Source organism: Pseudomonas sp. 1L-B-1-E-C1, assembly GCF_057291835.1.
This window is the reverse complement of record NZ_JBXAWN010000004.1, coordinates 185513-200051: the sequence shown is the minus strand read 5'-3', so window position 1 is coordinate 200051 and position 14539 is coordinate 185513. Positions and strand designations below refer to the sequence as shown.

General features: G+C 60.1%; 18 protein-coding genes. 8 read left to right on the top strand and 10 right to left on the bottom strand.

Annotated features, from left to right (window positions below; translation table 11 throughout):
• Window position 1: 1 nt before the first annotated feature.
• Complete coding sequence (locus AC0Z4S_RS09190; RefSeq protein WP_485622742.1) at window positions 2–721, top strand: DUF4198 domain-containing protein; 720 nt, start codon at window positions 2–4, stop codon at window positions 719–721.
• A 193-nt stretch (window positions 722–914) separates the two neighbouring features.
• On the opposite strand, the gene hisC is transcribed toward AC0Z4S_RS09190, so the two are convergent.
• The 10 genes from hisC to AC0Z4S_RS09140 all read right to left on the bottom strand — a co-directional run bounded on the left by hisC (window position 915) and on the right by AC0Z4S_RS09140 (window position 8880).
• On the bottom strand, window positions 915–1967 hold the full coding sequence (gene hisC / locus AC0Z4S_RS09185) for a histidinol-phosphate transaminase (RefSeq protein WP_485622741.1): 1053 nt from the start codon (window positions 1965–1967) through the stop codon (window positions 915–917).
• Between the two features lie 3 nt (window positions 1968–1970).
• Window positions 1971–3308 (bottom strand): histidinol dehydrogenase, encoded by a 1338-nt coding sequence (hisD, locus tag AC0Z4S_RS09180; protein ID WP_485622739.1) that lies wholly within the window; start codon window positions 3306–3308, stop codon window positions 1971–1973.
• Window positions 3309–3433: 125 nt separating this feature from the next.
• Entirely contained in the window at window positions 3434–4069 is a 636-nt protein-coding gene (hisG, locus tag AC0Z4S_RS09175) for an ATP phosphoribosyltransferase (protein ID WP_016771668.1), read from the bottom strand.
• Window positions 4070–4197: 128 nt separating this feature from the next.
• Complete coding sequence (gene murA / locus AC0Z4S_RS09170; RefSeq protein WP_186547252.1) at window positions 4198–5463, bottom strand: UDP-N-acetylglucosamine 1-carboxyvinyltransferase; 1266 nt, start codon at window positions 5461–5463, stop codon at window positions 4198–4200.
• A gap of 22 nt (window positions 5464–5485) precedes the next feature.
• Entirely contained in the window at window positions 5486–5725 is a 240-nt protein-coding gene (locus AC0Z4S_RS09165; protein WP_485622738.1) for a BolA family protein, read from the bottom strand.
• A 114-nt stretch (window positions 5726–5839) separates the two neighbouring features.
• On the bottom strand, window positions 5840–6145 hold the full coding sequence (locus AC0Z4S_RS09160) for an STAS domain-containing protein (RefSeq protein ID WP_485622737.1): 306 nt from the start codon (window positions 6143–6145) through the stop codon (window positions 5840–5842).
• The gene (locus tag AC0Z4S_RS09155) at window positions 6142–6795 is read right to left on the bottom strand and encodes an MlaC/ttg2D family ABC transporter substrate-binding protein (protein WP_129999927.1); all 654 of its coding nucleotides are present in this window, start codon (window positions 6793–6795) and stop codon (window positions 6142–6144) included. The genes AC0Z4S_RS09160 and AC0Z4S_RS09155 overlap by 4 nt, the downstream gene beginning before the upstream one ends.
• Window positions 6796–6806: 11 nt before the next feature.
• On the bottom strand, window positions 6807–7274 hold the full coding sequence (gene mlaD / locus AC0Z4S_RS09150) for an outer membrane lipid asymmetry maintenance protein MlaD (RefSeq protein ID WP_186547255.1): 468 nt from the start codon (window positions 7272–7274) through the stop codon (window positions 6807–6809).
• Window positions 7274–8071: a lipid asymmetry maintenance ABC transporter permease subunit MlaE gene (gene mlaE, locus AC0Z4S_RS09145; protein ID WP_042608753.1), complete on the bottom strand. Its 798-nt coding sequence runs from the start codon at window positions 8069–8071 to the stop codon at window positions 7274–7276. Before mlaE ends, mlaD begins: the two co-directional genes overlap by 1 nt.
• The gene (locus AC0Z4S_RS09140; protein WP_039759369.1) at window positions 8071–8880 is read right to left on the bottom strand and encodes an ATP-binding cassette domain-containing protein; all 810 of its coding nucleotides are present in this window, start codon (window positions 8878–8880) and stop codon (window positions 8071–8073) included. The genes mlaE and AC0Z4S_RS09140 overlap by 1 nt, the downstream gene beginning before the upstream one ends.
• Before the next feature lie 272 nt (window positions 8881–9152).
• Between AC0Z4S_RS09140 and AC0Z4S_RS09135 the strand changes: the two genes are divergently transcribed.
• The 7 genes from AC0Z4S_RS09135 (at window position 9153) to hpf (ending at window position 14528) form a co-directional block, all read left to right on the top strand.
• Window positions 9153–10127: a KpsF/GutQ family sugar-phosphate isomerase gene (locus AC0Z4S_RS09135; protein WP_042608754.1), complete on the top strand. Its 975-nt coding sequence runs from the start codon at window positions 9153–9155 to the stop codon at window positions 10125–10127.
• A complete protein-coding gene (locus AC0Z4S_RS09130) occupies window positions 10127–10651 on the top strand; it encodes a KdsC family phosphatase (RefSeq protein WP_253499057.1) in 525 nt (174 codons plus the stop codon). The genes AC0Z4S_RS09135 and AC0Z4S_RS09130 overlap by 1 nt, the downstream gene beginning before the upstream one ends.
• A gap of 8 nt (window positions 10652–10659) precedes the next feature.
• A complete protein-coding gene (lptC, locus tag AC0Z4S_RS09125) occupies window positions 10660–11232 on the top strand; it encodes an LPS export ABC transporter periplasmic protein LptC (RefSeq protein WP_485622735.1) in 573 nt (190 codons plus the stop codon).
• Window positions 11219–11764, top strand: a complete 546-nt coding sequence (gene lptA, locus AC0Z4S_RS09120; protein ID WP_485622734.1) for a lipopolysaccharide transport periplasmic protein LptA — start codon at window positions 11219–11221, stop codon at window positions 11762–11764. The genes lptC and lptA overlap by 14 nt, the downstream gene beginning before the upstream one ends.
• Window positions 11764–12489: an LPS export ABC transporter ATP-binding protein gene (gene lptB, locus AC0Z4S_RS09115; protein WP_024011621.1), complete on the top strand. Its 726-nt coding sequence runs from the start codon at window positions 11764–11766 to the stop codon at window positions 12487–12489. The genes lptA and lptB overlap by 1 nt, the downstream gene beginning before the upstream one ends.
• A gap of 166 nt (window positions 12490–12655) precedes the next feature.
• Window positions 12656–14146: an RNA polymerase factor sigma-54 gene (locus tag AC0Z4S_RS09110; protein ID WP_110603721.1), complete on the top strand. Its 1491-nt coding sequence runs from the start codon at window positions 12656–12658 to the stop codon at window positions 14144–14146.
• A 73-nt stretch (window positions 14147–14219) separates the two neighbouring features.
• A complete protein-coding gene (hpf, locus tag AC0Z4S_RS09105; protein ID WP_007912419.1) occupies window positions 14220–14528 on the top strand; it encodes a ribosome hibernation-promoting factor, HPF/YfiA family in 309 nt (102 codons plus the stop codon).
• Window positions 14529–14539: the final 11 nt, after the last annotated feature.

Genomic DNA, 14539 nt, shown 5'->3' with positions numbered 1-14539 from the left:
CATGCACTACGGCAAACCCCTTCTGCTCATCGCTGCGCTGTTCACCGCTCAGGCGTCGGCCCATGGCCTGTGGACAGAGGAACGACGCGGCAACATCGAAGTGGTCTACGGTCACGGCGCTGAAGACAACGCCTTCAAGGCACAGAAAATCAGCGGCGCATGGGCTTATGACGCGAGCGGCAAGATGATCCCGGTCAGCGTCGAGCGCCTGGCCGATCATGCCCGACTGAAACCATTGAAGCCGCCGGCAGTGATGGCCGTAGCGCTGAACAATGGCATGTGGTCGCAGACGGCGGACAAGAAGTGGATCAACGAAGGACGCAGCAAAGTGCCCGGCGCCACCGAGGCTACGCAGACATTCAAATACAGCCTGGCGATCTATCAGCCGGGGGCGAAATTGCCGAAGCTTGATCAGATCAAATTGCTGATCCTGCCGGAGGTCGATCCGCTGACGGTAGGGCCAGGCAAATCGTTGCCGGTGCGGGTGTTGCTTGATGGCAAACCGGCGGCAGGAGTGAAGTTGTATGGCGACTATCGCAGCGCGCCAAACACGCTGAGCACCGAGACCGACAAGGATGGCCGCGCGCAGGTGCTGGTGAGGAACGAAGGGTTGAATGTGATTGCGGCGCAGGTTGAGGTGCCGGTGAAGGACAGTGTGGATGTGGATAGTCGTGGATTGTTCAGTTCGCTGACGTTTCTCGGCGAGCCGCATCACGAATAAAAGCACACCCTCACCCCAGCCCTCTCCCGGAGGGAGAGGGAGCCGACCAAGTTGTCTTGCGGGGGACATCGACCTGAAAGAGCGAGTCGATTATGGATTCGGTAAAGCAAATTCAGGTCGGCGTACCTCAGCAATATCCCCCGATCAGTCCCCTCTCCCTATGGGAGAGGGTTAGGGTGAGGGGCTTTTGCTTTTAGAGGTCGCCGAGCCCATCGATCAGCGCCTGATTCTGCTCCGGCGTGCCAATCGAAATCCGCAAGAACTGCGCAATCCGCTCTTGCTTGAAGTGCCGCACGATCACGCCCTGCTCGCGCAGTTTCGCCGCCAGCCCCGCCGCGTCATGCTCCGGGTGGCGAGCGAAGATGAAGTTCGCCGCCGACGGCAGCACTTCAAAGCCTTTGGCCTGCAACTGCGCCACCACCCACTCGCGGCTCTCGATCACCTGACGACAGGTCTTGTCGAAATACTCGCGATCTTCGAAAGCCGCCGCCGCACCGACAATCGCCAAACGATCCAGCGGATAGGAGTTGAAGCTGTTCTTGATCCGCTCCAGCGCCTCGATCAGATCAGGATGCCCTACCGCCAGACCGACACGCAGGCCAGCCAGCGAACGGGACTTGGACAATGTCTGTGTCACCAGCAGGTTCGGATAACGGTCCACCAGACTGATCGCGGTTTCGCCGCCAAAGTCGATATAAGCCTCGTCCACCACGACCACCGAATCCGGACTGGCCTTGAGGATCTGCTCGACCGCGTCCAGCGCCAGCAAGCAGCCGGTCGGGGCGTTCGGGTTGGGGAAAATGATTCCGCCATTCGGTTTGGCGTAGTCGGCCGGGTTGATCTGGAATTGCGCATCCAGCGGCACCGCGTCGAACTCGATTCCATACAGCCCGCAGTACACCGGATAAAAGCTGTAGCTTATGTCGGGGAACAGCAGCGGCTGATCGTGTTGCAGCAGACCGTGGAAAATGTGCGCGAGCACTTCGTCCGAACCGTTGCCGAGGAACACCTGACTGGTTTGCACGCTGTAGTATTGGGCCACGGCGTTTTTCAGCAGATCACTGTTCGGGTCCGGATACAGGCGCAGGTTGTCGTTGAGCTCGGCTTGCATCGCCACCAGCGCTTTCGGCGACGGGCCATATGGGTTTTCGTTGGTGTTGAGCTTGACCAGTCTGGTCAGCTTCGGCTGTTCGCCCGGCACGTAGGGCACCAGATCCTTGACGAACGGGCTCCAGAATTTACTCATCGCTCAGTTCCCCTGCCCTTTCAGAAAGTCTTCGTCTTTGATGCGGTATTCGGCGCTGCGCGCGTGGGCGCTCAGCGATTCGCCACGGGCCAGTACCGATGCAGTCTTGCCCAGCTCGGAAGCGCCGGCCTCGGAGCAGAAGATGATCGACGAGCGCTTCTGGAAGTCGTAGACGCCCAGCGGCGAGGAGAAACGCGCGGTGCCGGAAGTCGGCAACACGTGGTTCGGGCCGGCGCAGTAGTCGCCCAAGGCTTCGGAGGTGTGGCGGCCCATGAAGATCGCGCCAGCGTGACGGATCTGCGGCAGCCAGGCTTGCGGATCAGCGACCGACAACTCCAGGTGTTCCGGCGCGATGCGGTTGGCGACTTCGATGGCCTCGGCCATGTCACTCACCTGGATCAGCGCGCCACGGCCATTGATCGAGGTCTCGATGATGGTTGCGCGGTCCATGGTCGGCAGCAGCTTGTCGATGCTCGCGGCCACCTTGTCGAGGAACTCGGCGTCGGGGCTGACCAGAATCGCTTGCGCGTCTTCGTCGTGCTCGGCTTGGGAGAAGAGGTCCATGGCGATCCAGTCCGGATCGGTCTGGCCGTCGCACACCACAAGGATTTCCGAAGGGCCGGCGATCATGTCGATACCGACCTGACCGAAAACGTGACGCTTGGCGGTGGCGACATAGATGTTGCCCGGGCCGACCACTTTGTCGACACGCGGCACGCTTTCAGTGCCGTACGCCAGCGCGGCAACTGCTTGCGCACCGCCGATGGTGAACACCCGGTCGACACCGGCGATGCAGGCAGCGGCCAGCACCAGTTCGTTGAGCTCACCGCGCGGAGTTGGCACGACCATGACCACTTCGGTCACGCCGGCGACCTTGGCCGGAATCGCGTTCATCAATACCGACGACGGATACGACGCCTTGCCACCCGGCACATACAGACCGGCGCGATCCAGCGGCGTGACCTTTTGGCCGAGCACCGTGCCATCGGCTTCGGTGTAGCTCCAGGAATCCTGCTTCTGCTTTTCGTGATAGCTGCGCACCCGGGCGGCGGCTTTTTCCAAGGCCTCGCGCTGTGGCACGGTGATGCGAGTCAGGGCCAGTTCGAGGCGCTCGCGCGGCAAAATCAGGTCGGCCATCGAGGCGACTTCGAGGCCGTCGAACTTCTGGGTGAACTCGACCAGCGCCGCGTCACCACGCTCGCGCACAGCCTTGATGATGTCGAGCACGCGCTGATTGACCGAGTCGTCAGACACACTTTCCCAGCTCAGCAGATGATCCAGATGATGCGCGAAATCCGGGTCAGCAGCGTTGAGTCGGCGAATTGCAGTGGTTGCGGTCATAGCGAGAGCCTCATAGGAATGGCAAATAACTCAGGCGCCCGAAACTAGCATTCGATCCGCTTGGGCACCTGAGAATTCTGGCTATGAGGCGGATAGACGGCGCGGCTTTGGGCCACGCAGGTAGATCAGCCGCGGTGTCGCGATTCCACTGCGTTGCGCAGGGTGTCGATCAACGCCTGGATTCGGGCGTGCTGCATTTTCATCGAAGCCTTGTTGACCACCAGGCGCGAGCTGATCGTGGCGATCAGTTCCTGGGGCTCCAGGCCGTTGGCGCGCAGGGTGTTGCCGGTGTCGACCACGTCGATGATCTTGTCGGCCAGACCGATCAGCGGCGCCAGTTCCATCGAGCCGTACAGCTTGATGATGTCAACCTGACGGCCCTGCTCGGCGTAGTAACGCTTGGCGACGTTGACGAACTTGGTCGCCACGCGCAGACGGCCCTTGGGCTCGGCGGCGCCGATCTTGCCGGCGGTCATCAGCTTGCACTGCGCGATCTGCAGGTCCAGCGGCTCGTACAGGCCCTGGCCGCTGTATTCCATCAGCACGTCCTTGCCGGCGACGCCGAGGTCGGCCGCGCCATGCTCGACATAGGTCGGCACATCGGTGGCACGCACGATCAGCAGACGCACGTCGTCCTGGGTCGTGGGGATGATCAGCTTGCGGCTCTTGTCCGGATTCTCGGTCGGCACGATGCCCGCTTCAGCGAGAAGCGGCAGTGTGTCGTCAAGGATGCGGCCCTTGGACAGTGCGATGGTCAACATGGGAAACGTCAGTCCTTATCAAGGTACTCATGCCCGGTCGCAATCGGCGCCGGACACACATCGAGGGTGCGCACACCCTCGACTCGAAACGAATTCAGTGGACACGTCCGTGTGTCCCGATGCAGCGATCAGCCCGGAACGCGACGGATCTTGGCGCCGAGCATCTGCAGTTTTTCTTCGATGCACTCGTAACCACGGTCTATGTGGTAGATGCGGTCGATCAGCGTGTCGCCTTCGGCCATCAGTGCCGAGATCACCAGACTGGCAGAAGCCCGCAGGTCGGTGGCCATCACAGGCGCGCCCTTGAGGATTTCGGTACCGGTGACGATCGCGGTGTTGCCTTCGACCTGGATCTTGGCGCCCATGCGGTGCAGTTCGTAAACGTGCATGAAGCGGTTTTCGAAGATCGTCTCGATCACCGCACCAGTACCTTCGGCAATGGCGTTGAGCGAGATGAACTGTGCCTGCATGTCGGTCGGGAACGCCGGGTACGGCGCGGTGCGCACGTTGACCGCTTTCGGGCGTTTGCCGTGCATGTTCAGCTCGATCCAGTCTTCACCGCAGGTGATTTCCGCGCCGGCTTCACGGAGCTTTTCCAGCACCGCTTCGAGGATGGTCGGATCGGTGTCCTTGACCTTGACGCGGCCACCGGTAACGGCAGCGGCGACCAGATAGGTGCCGGTTTCGATACGATCGGGCATGACCTTATAGAAAGCCGAACCCAGACGCTCGACGCCATCGATGGTGATGGTGTCGGTGCCGGCGCCGGAAACCTTGGCACCCATGGCGTTGAGGAAGTTCGCCAGGTCGACCACTTCAGGCTCACGGGCGGCGTTCTGCAGCACGCTGCGGCCCTTGGCCAGAGCAGCAGCCATCATGATGTTTTCGGTACCGGTCACGCTGACGGTGTCGAAGAAGAAGTGCGCGCCGCGCAAGCCACCTTCAGGCGCCTTGGCCTTGATGTAGCCGCCTTCGACGTCGATGATTGCGCCCATGGCTTCGAGACCACGGATATGCAGGTCGACCGGACGCGAGCCGATGGCGCAACCGCCAGGCAATGCCACTTCGGCTTCACCGAAACGCGCGACCATCGGGCCGAGCACAAGGATCGACGCACGCATGGTTTTCACCAGTTCGTACGGCGCGATCAGGGTCTTGATGGTGCGCGGGTCGATTTCGACGCTGAGCTTCTCGTCGATCACAGGCTCAATGCCCATGCGCCCGAACAGCTCGATCATGGTGGTGATGTCGTGCAGGTGCGGCAGGTTGCCAACGGTGACCGGGCCATCGCACAGCAAGGTCGCGGCCAGGATCGGCAGGGCAGAGTTCTTTGCCCCGGAAATGCGGATCTCGCCATCAAGACGAGCGCCACCGGTAATAATCAATTTATCCATTAGTATCTCGACGCCCTAGGGCTCAGGTGCGCTCGGCCCAGGCCGCGCTGCTGAAAAATTTCATAGTGACCGCATGGATGCTGCCATCGACGATCCATGGGTTCAAATGGGCATAGACCTGCTGCTGACGCTTCACCGGGCTCAACGCCGCCAGTTCATCGCTGATCACGTTCAGCTGGAAGTTGCAGCCTTCGCCTTCAACTTCTACCAGCGTTCCTGGCAGCTTTTCTTCAAGGAAGCTCTTCACTTCTACGGCCTGCATGCTCAACCTCAATCGGCGCCCTGTGCGCACGGTCGGACATCATACAAAAAAGCCCCGCGCCTGCGAACCCCGCAACGCAGGACTCTGACGGGGGGCTTCTTTATAGATGTGGGTTCAGGGGTGCGCCAACAGCTCGGTCAACTCGCTGACCTGAGCGATTTCGCGCATGTCTTCGGGCATCGCACGGATGCTGACGGACTTGCCGGCCGCGTGCGCATCACGCATGAAGCACAGCAGCAACGACAGGCCGACGCTGCTGGACTTCTGCACCGCCGAACAATCGATGACCAGCGCCGACGCCTTGCTCGACTTGATCAGTGCCTGACCTTCCTTGCGCAGGTCGGGCCCGGTGCGGTAATCCAGCACGCCGCTGAGCACCAGTTCGTCGACATCACTCATCCGTACTGCCGCCTCACTCATTGCGCTGGCTTCGCGGCGGCTTTGTCGGTTTCCTGCTTGGCCTTGGCCACTTCACCGGCCCAGCCATCGATGGTCTTGTCCAGATCGTTGCCATTGCGCTGCATGGCGTCGGCGAACTGGTCACGGAACAGCTTGCCGATGTTGATGCCGTTGATGATCACGTTGCGCAGTTTCCACTCGCCGCCGATCTTCTCAAGGGTGTACTGCACCGGATAAATCGCACCGTTGCTGCCCTTGACGGTCATGTTGACGCTGGTGCGGTCGCCCGATTCATCTTTGGCCGGGTCAACAGTAATGCCCTGGTTGTTGTATTCCAGCAGAGCGTTGCCGTAGAACTGGAACAGACCGCGCTTGAAGTTCTCCTGAAAACGCTGCATCTGCTCGGGCGTGGCCTTGCGCGAATACTTCACGGTCATGATGCTTTTGGAGATGCCCTCGGCATCCACCACAGGGCCGACGATGCTATTCAGCGCCGCATAGAAATCCTGCGGATCCTGCTTGTACTTCTCTTTGTTGGCCTGCAAATCGGCAAGCATCCGGTTCGTGGTGTCCTGAATCAGGTCATGAGCCGATTGTCCCGGTGCAGCGTTAGCCATCAACGGCAGGGCCGCGAGCAACACCAACAGGCCACGTCGCAAGATAGAGATCATTCAAAAGCTCCTCATTTGGCGTCTTTGCTAACGGTATTGAGCAGGAATTTACCGATCAGGTCTTCCAGTACCAGTGACGACTGTGTGTCGTGGATGGTTCCACCGTCTTTCAACTGGGTGTCTTCACCGCCGACGCTGATACCGATGTATTTTTCGCCCAGCAGACCCGCGGTGAGGATAGACGCAGTCGAATCAACCGGCAGGTTGTCGACCTTTTTATCCACCTGCAGCGTGACCCGACCGGTGAAGCTGTCGCGATCCAGATCGATCGCGGTGACCTTGCCGATGGTCACACCGGCCATGGTCACTTTGGCTCTGACCGTCAGACCGGCGATATTGTCGAAATAGGCATAAAGTTTATAAGTGTCGGTGGACGAAGTCGCAGACAGACCGCTGACGCGCAAGGCGAGCAGCAGCAAAGCCAGGATCCCTGCCAGCAGGAACAGGCCGACACCGATTTCCAGGGTGCGGTTTTGCATCAGAAATCTCCAAACATCAAAGCGGTCAGAATAAAGTCCAGGCCGAGCACTGCCAGCGAGGCAAACACCACGGTCTTGGTGGTGGCACGACTGATTCCCTCGGAAGTGGGTTCACAGTCATAGCCTTGGAATACGGCGATCCAGGTCACGACAAAGGCGAAAACGACACTCTTGATCACGCCATTCAGCACATCGCTGGTGAAGGTCACGCTGTTCTGCATGTTCGCCCAGTACGAGCCTTCGTAGACGCCCAGCCAGTCGACCGCGACCCACGAACCGCCCCAGATGCCGACGACACTGAAGATCATCGCCAGCACCGGCAGGGAAATGAAGCCGGCCCACAGGCGCGGGGCAATGATGTACTTGAGCGGATCGACACCGATCATTTCCAGGCTGGACAACTGCTCGGTGGATTTCATGTTGCCGATCTCGGCGGTCAACGCCGAGCCGGCGCGACCGGCAAACAGCAACGCCGTGACCACCGGCCCCAGTTCACGCAGCAATGTCAGGGCGACCATCTGCCCCACCGCCTGCTCTGAACCATAGCTGGAAAGAATGCTGAAGCCCTGTAGCGCGAGCACCATGCCGATGAAAATGCCGGAGACCACGATGATCACCAGCGACATGACGCCGACCGAATGCAGCTGCTTGACCAACAGGCCGAAACCACCGCTGATACCACCACGGCCCAGCAGGGCGTGAAACAGGAACAGGGTCGCCCGACCAAACACCGCGACCGCGTCGATCGCCGATTCGCCGAACCGACGCACGCGTTCCATCAATGAAATTCTGCGCATCAGCGCTTCCCCAGAAGATCTGCGCGGTAATCCGTCGCTGGAAAATGGTACGGCACCGGGCCATCGGGATCGCCGGTCATGAACTGGCGGATACGCGGCTCATCCGAGTTCATCAGCTCATCCGGCGTGCCCTGCCCCAGCACCTGACCATCGCCCACTACATAGATGTAGTCGGCAATGCTCGCGGTTTCCGCCAGATCGTGAGACACCACGATACTGGTGATGCCCAGTGCATCGTTGAGCAGGCGGATCAGGCGCACCAGCACGCCCATGGCGATCGGGTCCTGGCCCACGAAAGGCTCGTCGTACATGAGAATCTGCGGATCGAGAGCAATTGCCCGGGCCAGCGCGACGCGGCGCTTCATGCCGCCGGACAGTTCGTCCGGCATCAGCTCGATGGCGCCACGCAGCCCCACGGCCTGCAACTTGAGCAGGACGATGTCGCGGATCATGTCTTCCGGCAGCTGCGTGTGAACCCGCAGCGGAAAGGCCACGTTTTCGAACACATCGAGATCGGTGAACAGCGCACCGCTTTGAAACAGCACGCCCATGTGCTTGCGCGCATCGAACAGATCGCTGCGCGACAGCGTCGGCAGGTTCTGCCCGTTGACCCAGACTTCGCCGCTGGACGGTCGCAACTGCGCGCCCATCAGGCGCAGCAGCGTGGTCTTGCCGCAGCCGGAAGGCCCCATGATGCCGGTGACCTTGCCGCGCGGGATGCGGATATCGACGTTATTGAAAATGCTCCGCGCACCGCGCTTGAAGGAGACTCCCTTCAGCTCGACCGCGTAGGCGTTATCGGCACTCATCTAAACTCCTTGCGATGCAGCCTTTCATCGGGATGCCAGACTTTCCTCGGAAACACCTGCATCCCGGGCAGGCCGAACTGGCGGCGAACTATATCACTGCAAAGGCTGAGCGCCCAAGCGAGAACCCGGCCAGAATCGCCGACAGATGAGGGTCGCAGCGACTTTCACAGGGTTTTGGTAACCAGTAATGACAAAGCACGACGAACTTGCGTGAGGCTTTGCCACATAACCGCTATAATCGCCGCCTTTTCATCGGCCCATACGATTCTGACATGAGCAAAACCCGCGACCTGATTCAATCGGCACAACGCACCATCCGCCTCGAAGTGGAAGCCGTCCAAGGCTTGATGGCCCATATCGACGCCGATTTCGTACGCGCTTGCGAGATGATTCTGGCCAGCAAGGGCCGTGTGGTCGTGGTCGGCATGGGCAAATCCGGGCATATCGGCAACAAGATCGCCGCGACCCTGGCCAGCACCGGCACTCCGGCGTTTTTCGTCCATCCGGCCGAAGCCAGCCACGGCGACATGGGCATGATCACCCGCGACGACGTGATTCTGGCGCTGTCGAACTCCGGCTCGACCAACGAAATCATCACGCTGCTGCCATTGATCAAGCGCCTGGGCATCCAGTTGATCAGCGTTACCGGCAATCCGCAGTCGCCGCTGGCGAAGGCTGCCGAGGTCAATCTCAACGTGCATGTCGAGCACGAAGCCTGCCCGCTGAATCTGGCACCGACGTCTTCGACTACTGCAGCGCTGGTCATGGGCGACGCCCTGGCCGTGGCCTTGCTGGAAGCGCGCGGTTTTACCGCCGAAGATTTTGCCTTCTCGCATCCGGGCGGCGCCCTTGGCCGGCGCCTGTTGCTGAAAGTGGAAAACGTCATGCATGCCGGGGAGGAGTTGCCGCAAGTACAACGCGGCACCCTGCTCAAGGATGCGCTGATGGAAATGACCCGCAAGGGCCTCGGCATGACCGCTATCCTTGAAGCCGACGGCAAACTCGCCGGGATCTTCACCGATGGTGATTTGCGCCGCACCCTGGATCGCACCATCGACATTCGCAACGCCACCATCGACGAAGTGATGACCGCACACGGCAAAACCGCGCGGCCCGACATGCTTGCCGCCGAAGCCCTGAAAATCATGGAAGACCACCGAATCAGCGCCCTGGTAGTCGTCGACGAGGAGGATCGCCCGATCGGCGCCTTCAACCTCTCCGATCTGCTGCGCGCAGGAGTCATGTAATGAGCAACGATCTGCTGCAACGCGGCAAAGCGATCAAACTGGCAGTCTTCGACGTCGACGGTGTGCTCACCGACGGCCGTCTGTATTTCCTCGAAGACGGCAGCGAGTTCAAGACTTTCAATACCCTCGACGGCCAGGGCATCAAGATGCTGATGAATGCCGGCGTGGAGACCGCAATCATCAGCGGTCGCAAGACCCCGGTGGTCGAGCGCCGCGCGAAGAACCTCGGCATCCCGCATCTGTTTCAGGGGCGCGAAGACAAATTGGTGGTGCTCGACGGCCTGCTCGCGCAACTGGGCCTAAGCTATGAAGAAGTCGCCTATCTGGGCGACGATCTGCCAGACTTGCCGGTGATCCGCCGTGTGGGGCTGGGCATGGCGGTGGCCAACGCTGCCGATTTCGTCCGCGAACACGCCCACGGCGTTACCCGCGCCCGTGGCGGCGAAGGTGCCGCCCGCGAATTCTGCGAATTGATCCTGCGCGCCCAGGGCCGCCTCGAAGCGGCCAACGCCGCGTACCTGTGAGCCAGACCATGTTTAGCAAAAAGTTTCGCAACTTCCTGCTGTTCGGCTGCATCGCGGCGATTTTCGCCGCGGTCGGCTACTGGAACATCAGCCCGGAACGCTTCCTCGACAAGCCGCCGGTCTCGACTGCCGAGAACCCTATCGACTGGTACGCGACCAACACGCACACCATTCAGTACCTGCCCGACGGCAAGGTGCAGTACGAGATGACCTCCGACAAGGCCGAGCACGTCAAGGCCACCGATGTCACTCTGGTGACCAAGCCTGATTTGAACATGTTTCGCGGCACCGACTTCCCGTGGCACGTGACCAGCGAGCGCGGCGAAGTGAACTCGGGCGGTACCGAGGTGGAATTGATCGACTCGGTCCGCGTACAGCGCACCGATGAGAAAAATCGCGGCACCCTGATCACCAGCACCCGCATGACCGTGTTCCCGCAGCAGGAATATGCGCAGACTGCGCAACCCGTTAGAATCGAGGGCGCTGGCGGCGTGTCGACTGGCGTCGGAATGAAAGCGTACCTGAAGGACAGCAGGATACACCTGCAATCGAACGTAAGAGGACAGTATGAGGCTCGTTAAAACCCTCCCTATTTTGCTCAGTCTGGGCGCAGCACTGGGAAGCGCGAGCGCCTGGTCCCTGCCGAACGATCAAGAGCAGCCAATCCGCATTCAGGCCGACGACGCCCAGCTGGACGACAAGAACGGCGTAGCTACCTATAAAGGTGACGTGATCATCACTCAGGGCTCGATGATCGTCAAAGGCAACACCGTGACCATCACCCGCACCTCGACCGGTGATATCGACGTTGTGACGTCGGTCGGCAACCTCGCCTACTTCGAACAACTGCAGACTGCCGGCGACACCAAGCCAGTTCAGGGCTGGGGCGTGACGATTCAGTACCTCGCCGCGCAAAATCGCGTCGTACTGATCGACAAGGCCAAGGTTGTCGATAAAGACAACAACACCACCCAGGGCGAGAAAATCGTCTACGACACCGTGAAGAAACTGGCCAGCGCCGGTCGCGCTACCGGCAGCAAAGTCACCGAATCGCGTCCGCGCATCGACATGGTGATCCAGCCGAAGAAGAAAACCCAAGAGAAATCCCAGTAATGGCAACTCTGAAAGCTCAGCACCTGGCCAAGGCCTATAAAAGCCGCCAGGTCGTGCGTGATGTCAGCCTGTCGATCGACAGCGGTCAGATCGTCGGCCTGCTCGGCCCGAACGGCGCCGGCAAGACGACCTGTTTCTACATGATCGTCGGCCTGGTGCAGGCCGATCAGGGCCGGGTGCTGATCGACGATCTGGACGTCAGCCACCAGCCGATGCACGGCCGCGCCAAAGCCGGTATCGGCTATCTGCCGCAAGAAGCGTCGATCTTCCGCAAGCTGTCGGTCGCCGACAACATCATGGCGATCCTCGAGACTCGCCCGGAACTCGACAAGGCCGGCCGTCGCAAGGAGCTGGAAAGCCTGCTGCAGGAATTCCACATCAGCCACATCCGCGACAACCTCGGCATGAGCTTGTCCGGTGGTGAACGCCGCCGGGTGGAAATCGCTCGCGCTCTGGCCACTGCGCCGAAATTCATCCTGCTCGACGAACCGTTCGCCGGTGTCGACCCGATCTCGGTCGGCGACATCAAGCAGATCATCCACCACCTCAAGGCCAAGGGCATCGGTGTGCTGATCACCGACCACAACGTCCGCGAGACGCTGGATATCTGCGAAACCGCTTACATCGTCAACGACGGTCAACTGATCGCCGAGGGCGATGCCGAGACCATCCTGGCCAACGATCTGGTCAAGGAAGTGTATCTGGGTCACGAGTTCCGCCTGTAAGCGCGACAGCGCTGTATCGATTCAAGGCGCATTTATCCGCTTTAATTGTTACAGCGCTCTAGGCAAACACTTCAGTTTCAGGCATATAATTTGCTTAAGTTTGGCGCTTCGGCGCCCTGTAGTGGATGGCGCAAAGCGCCGGCGAATAAGGTGTTAAGCCCCTGCCATGAAACCATCGCTAGTCTTGAGAATGGGCCAGCAGCTGACGATGACACCGCAGCTGCAACAGGCCATCCGTCTGCTCCAATTGTCGACCCTGGACCTGCAACAGGAGATTCAGGAGGCTCTGGAATCCAATCCGATGCTCGAACGCCAGGAAGAAGGCGACGACTTCGACAACGCCGATCCCTTGGCCGACAACGCCGAACAGAAGCCCGCCGAAATCCAGGAACCCTCCTATCAGGAAACCGCCCCGACGGTGGACAACCTCGAGGATGGCGAATGGAACGAGCGCATCCCCAATGAACTGCCGGTGGATACCGCCTGGGAAGACGTCTACCAGACCAGCGCCAGCAGCCTGCCCAGCAGCGATGACGACGAGTGGGATTTCACCACCCGCACCTCCGCCGGGGAGAGCCTGCAGAGCCATCTGCTCTGGCAACTGAACCTGGCGCCGATGTCCGACACCGATCGCCTGATCGCCGTCACCCTGATCGACTGCATCAACAATCAGGGTTATCTGGACGAGACACTCGAAGAAATTCTTGAAGCATTCGATCCGGAACTGGATATCGAGCTCGATGAGATCGAAGCCGTCCTGCATCGCATCCAGCAATTCGAACCCGCCGGGATCGGCGCACGCAACCTCAGCGAATGCCTGCTCCTGCAACTGCGCCAATTGCCAGCCAAGACGCCGTGGCTGTCCGAGGCCAAGCGTCTGGTCGCCGATTACATCGACCTGCTCGGCAGCCGCGATTATAGCCAGTTGATGCGGCGCATGAAGCTCAAGGAAGACGAACTGCGCCAGGTCATCGAACTGGTGCAGAGCCTCAATCCGCGTCCGGGCTCGCAGATCGAGTCGACCGAAGCCGAATACGTCATTCCTGACGTGATCGTGCGCAAGGACAACGAGCGCTGGCTGGTCGAGCTGAACCAGGAATCGGTGCCACGCCTGCGTGTCAACGCCCAGTACGCCGGTTTTGTGAAGCGTGCCGACACCAGCGCCGACAATACCTTCATGCGTAATCAATTGCAGGAAGCCCGCTGGTTCATCAAGAGCCTGCAGAGCCGCAACGAAACCCTGATGAAAGTGGCCACGCAGATCGTCGAACATCAGCGCGGATTCCTGGAATACGGCGACGAAGCGATGAAACCGCTGGTACTGCATGACATCGCTGAGGCGGTCGGCATGCACGAATCGACGATTTCCCGAGTGACCACGCAAAAATTCATGCATACCCCGCGCGGTATTTATGAGCTGAAATACTTTTTCTCCAGCCACGTCAGCACCTCCGAAGGCGGCGAATGCTCGTCCACGGCGATTCGCGCGATCATCAAGAAACTGGTCGCGGCGGAAAATCAGAAAAAGCCGTTGAGTGACAGCAAGATCGCTGGTTTACTGGAGGCACAAGGCATTCAGGTGGCTCGCCGCACCGTCGCCAAGTACCGCGAATCCCTCGGAATCGCGCCTTCGAGCGAACGCAAGCGGTTGATGTAAGCCACGTTACAGCGTTCCAGTGGCAGGCTTTTCGGCCTGCCGCTTTATGCACTGGCAACGAAGGAGAAGCTGTATGCAAGTCAACATCAGTGGACACCAACTGGAAGTGACCCAACCTCTGCGTTCCTACATCGAGGAAAAACTCCAACGACTGGAGCGACATTTCGACAAGATCACCAACGTGCAAGTCACGATGTGCGTCGAAAAGCTGAAGCAGAAGATCGAAGCCACCTTGCATATCCCCGGCAGCGAAGTGGTCGCCAACGCAGAAGATACCGACATGTACGCTGCGATCGACTCACTCACCGACAAGCTGGATCGCCAACTCAAAAAGCATAAGGAAAAGACCCAGAGCCTCCTCCAGGGCGCGACCGGTCGTTAACACCCCTATCC

Bases quoted from the DNA above. Each gene is read 5' to 3' on its own strand.
- AC0Z4S_RS09190 (WP_485622742.1), top strand. From the start codon at position 2: ATGCACTACGGCAAACCCCTTCTGCTCATCGCTGCGCTGTTCACCGCT.
- hisC (WP_485622741.1), bottom strand. From the start codon at position 1,967: ATGAGTAAATTCTGGAGCCCGTTCGTCAAGGATCTGGTGCCCTACGTG.
- hisD (WP_485622739.1), bottom strand. From the start codon at position 3,308: ATGACCGCAACCACTGCAATTCGCCGACTCAACGCTGCTGACCCGGAT.
- hisG (WP_016771668.1), bottom strand. From the start codon at position 4,069: ATGTTGACCATCGCACTGTCCAAGGGCCGCATCCTTGACGACACACTG.
- murA (WP_186547252.1), bottom strand. From the start codon at position 5,463: ATGGATAAATTGATTATTACCGGTGGCGCTCGTCTTGATGGCGAGATC.
- AC0Z4S_RS09165 (WP_485622738.1), bottom strand. From the start codon at position 5,725: ATGCAGGCCGTAGAAGTGAAGAGCTTCCTTGAAGAAAAGCTGCCAGGA.
- AC0Z4S_RS09160 (WP_485622737.1), bottom strand. From the start codon at position 6,145: ATGAGTGAGGCGGCAGTACGGATGAGTGATGTCGACGAACTGGTGCTC.
- AC0Z4S_RS09155 (WP_129999927.1), bottom strand. From the start codon at position 6,795: ATGATCTCTATCTTGCGACGTGGCCTGTTGGTGTTGCTCGCGGCCCTG.
- mlaD (WP_186547255.1), bottom strand. From the start codon at position 7,274: ATGCAAAACCGCACCCTGGAAATCGGTGTCGGCCTGTTCCTGCTGGCA.
- mlaE (WP_042608753.1), bottom strand. From the start codon at position 8,071: ATGCGCAGAATTTCATTGATGGAACGCGTGCGTCGGTTCGGCGAATCG.
- AC0Z4S_RS09140 (WP_039759369.1), bottom strand. From the start codon at position 8,880: ATGAGTGCCGATAACGCCTACGCGGTCGAGCTGAAGGGAGTCTCCTTC.
- AC0Z4S_RS09135 (WP_042608754.1), top strand. From the start codon at position 9,153: ATGAGCAAAACCCGCGACCTGATTCAATCGGCACAACGCACCATCCGC.
- AC0Z4S_RS09130 (WP_253499057.1), top strand. From the start codon at position 10,127: ATGAGCAACGATCTGCTGCAACGCGGCAAAGCGATCAAACTGGCAGTC.
- lptC (WP_485622735.1), top strand. From the start codon at position 10,660: ATGTTTAGCAAAAAGTTTCGCAACTTCCTGCTGTTCGGCTGCATCGCG.
- lptA (WP_485622734.1), top strand. From the start codon at position 11,219: ATGAGGCTCGTTAAAACCCTCCCTATTTTGCTCAGTCTGGGCGCAGCA.
- lptB (WP_024011621.1), top strand. From the start codon at position 11,764: ATGGCAACTCTGAAAGCTCAGCACCTGGCCAAGGCCTATAAAAGCCGC.
- AC0Z4S_RS09110 (WP_110603721.1), top strand. From the start codon at position 12,656: ATGAAACCATCGCTAGTCTTGAGAATGGGCCAGCAGCTGACGATGACA.
- hpf (WP_007912419.1), top strand. From the start codon at position 14,220: ATGCAAGTCAACATCAGTGGACACCAACTGGAAGTGACCCAACCTCTG.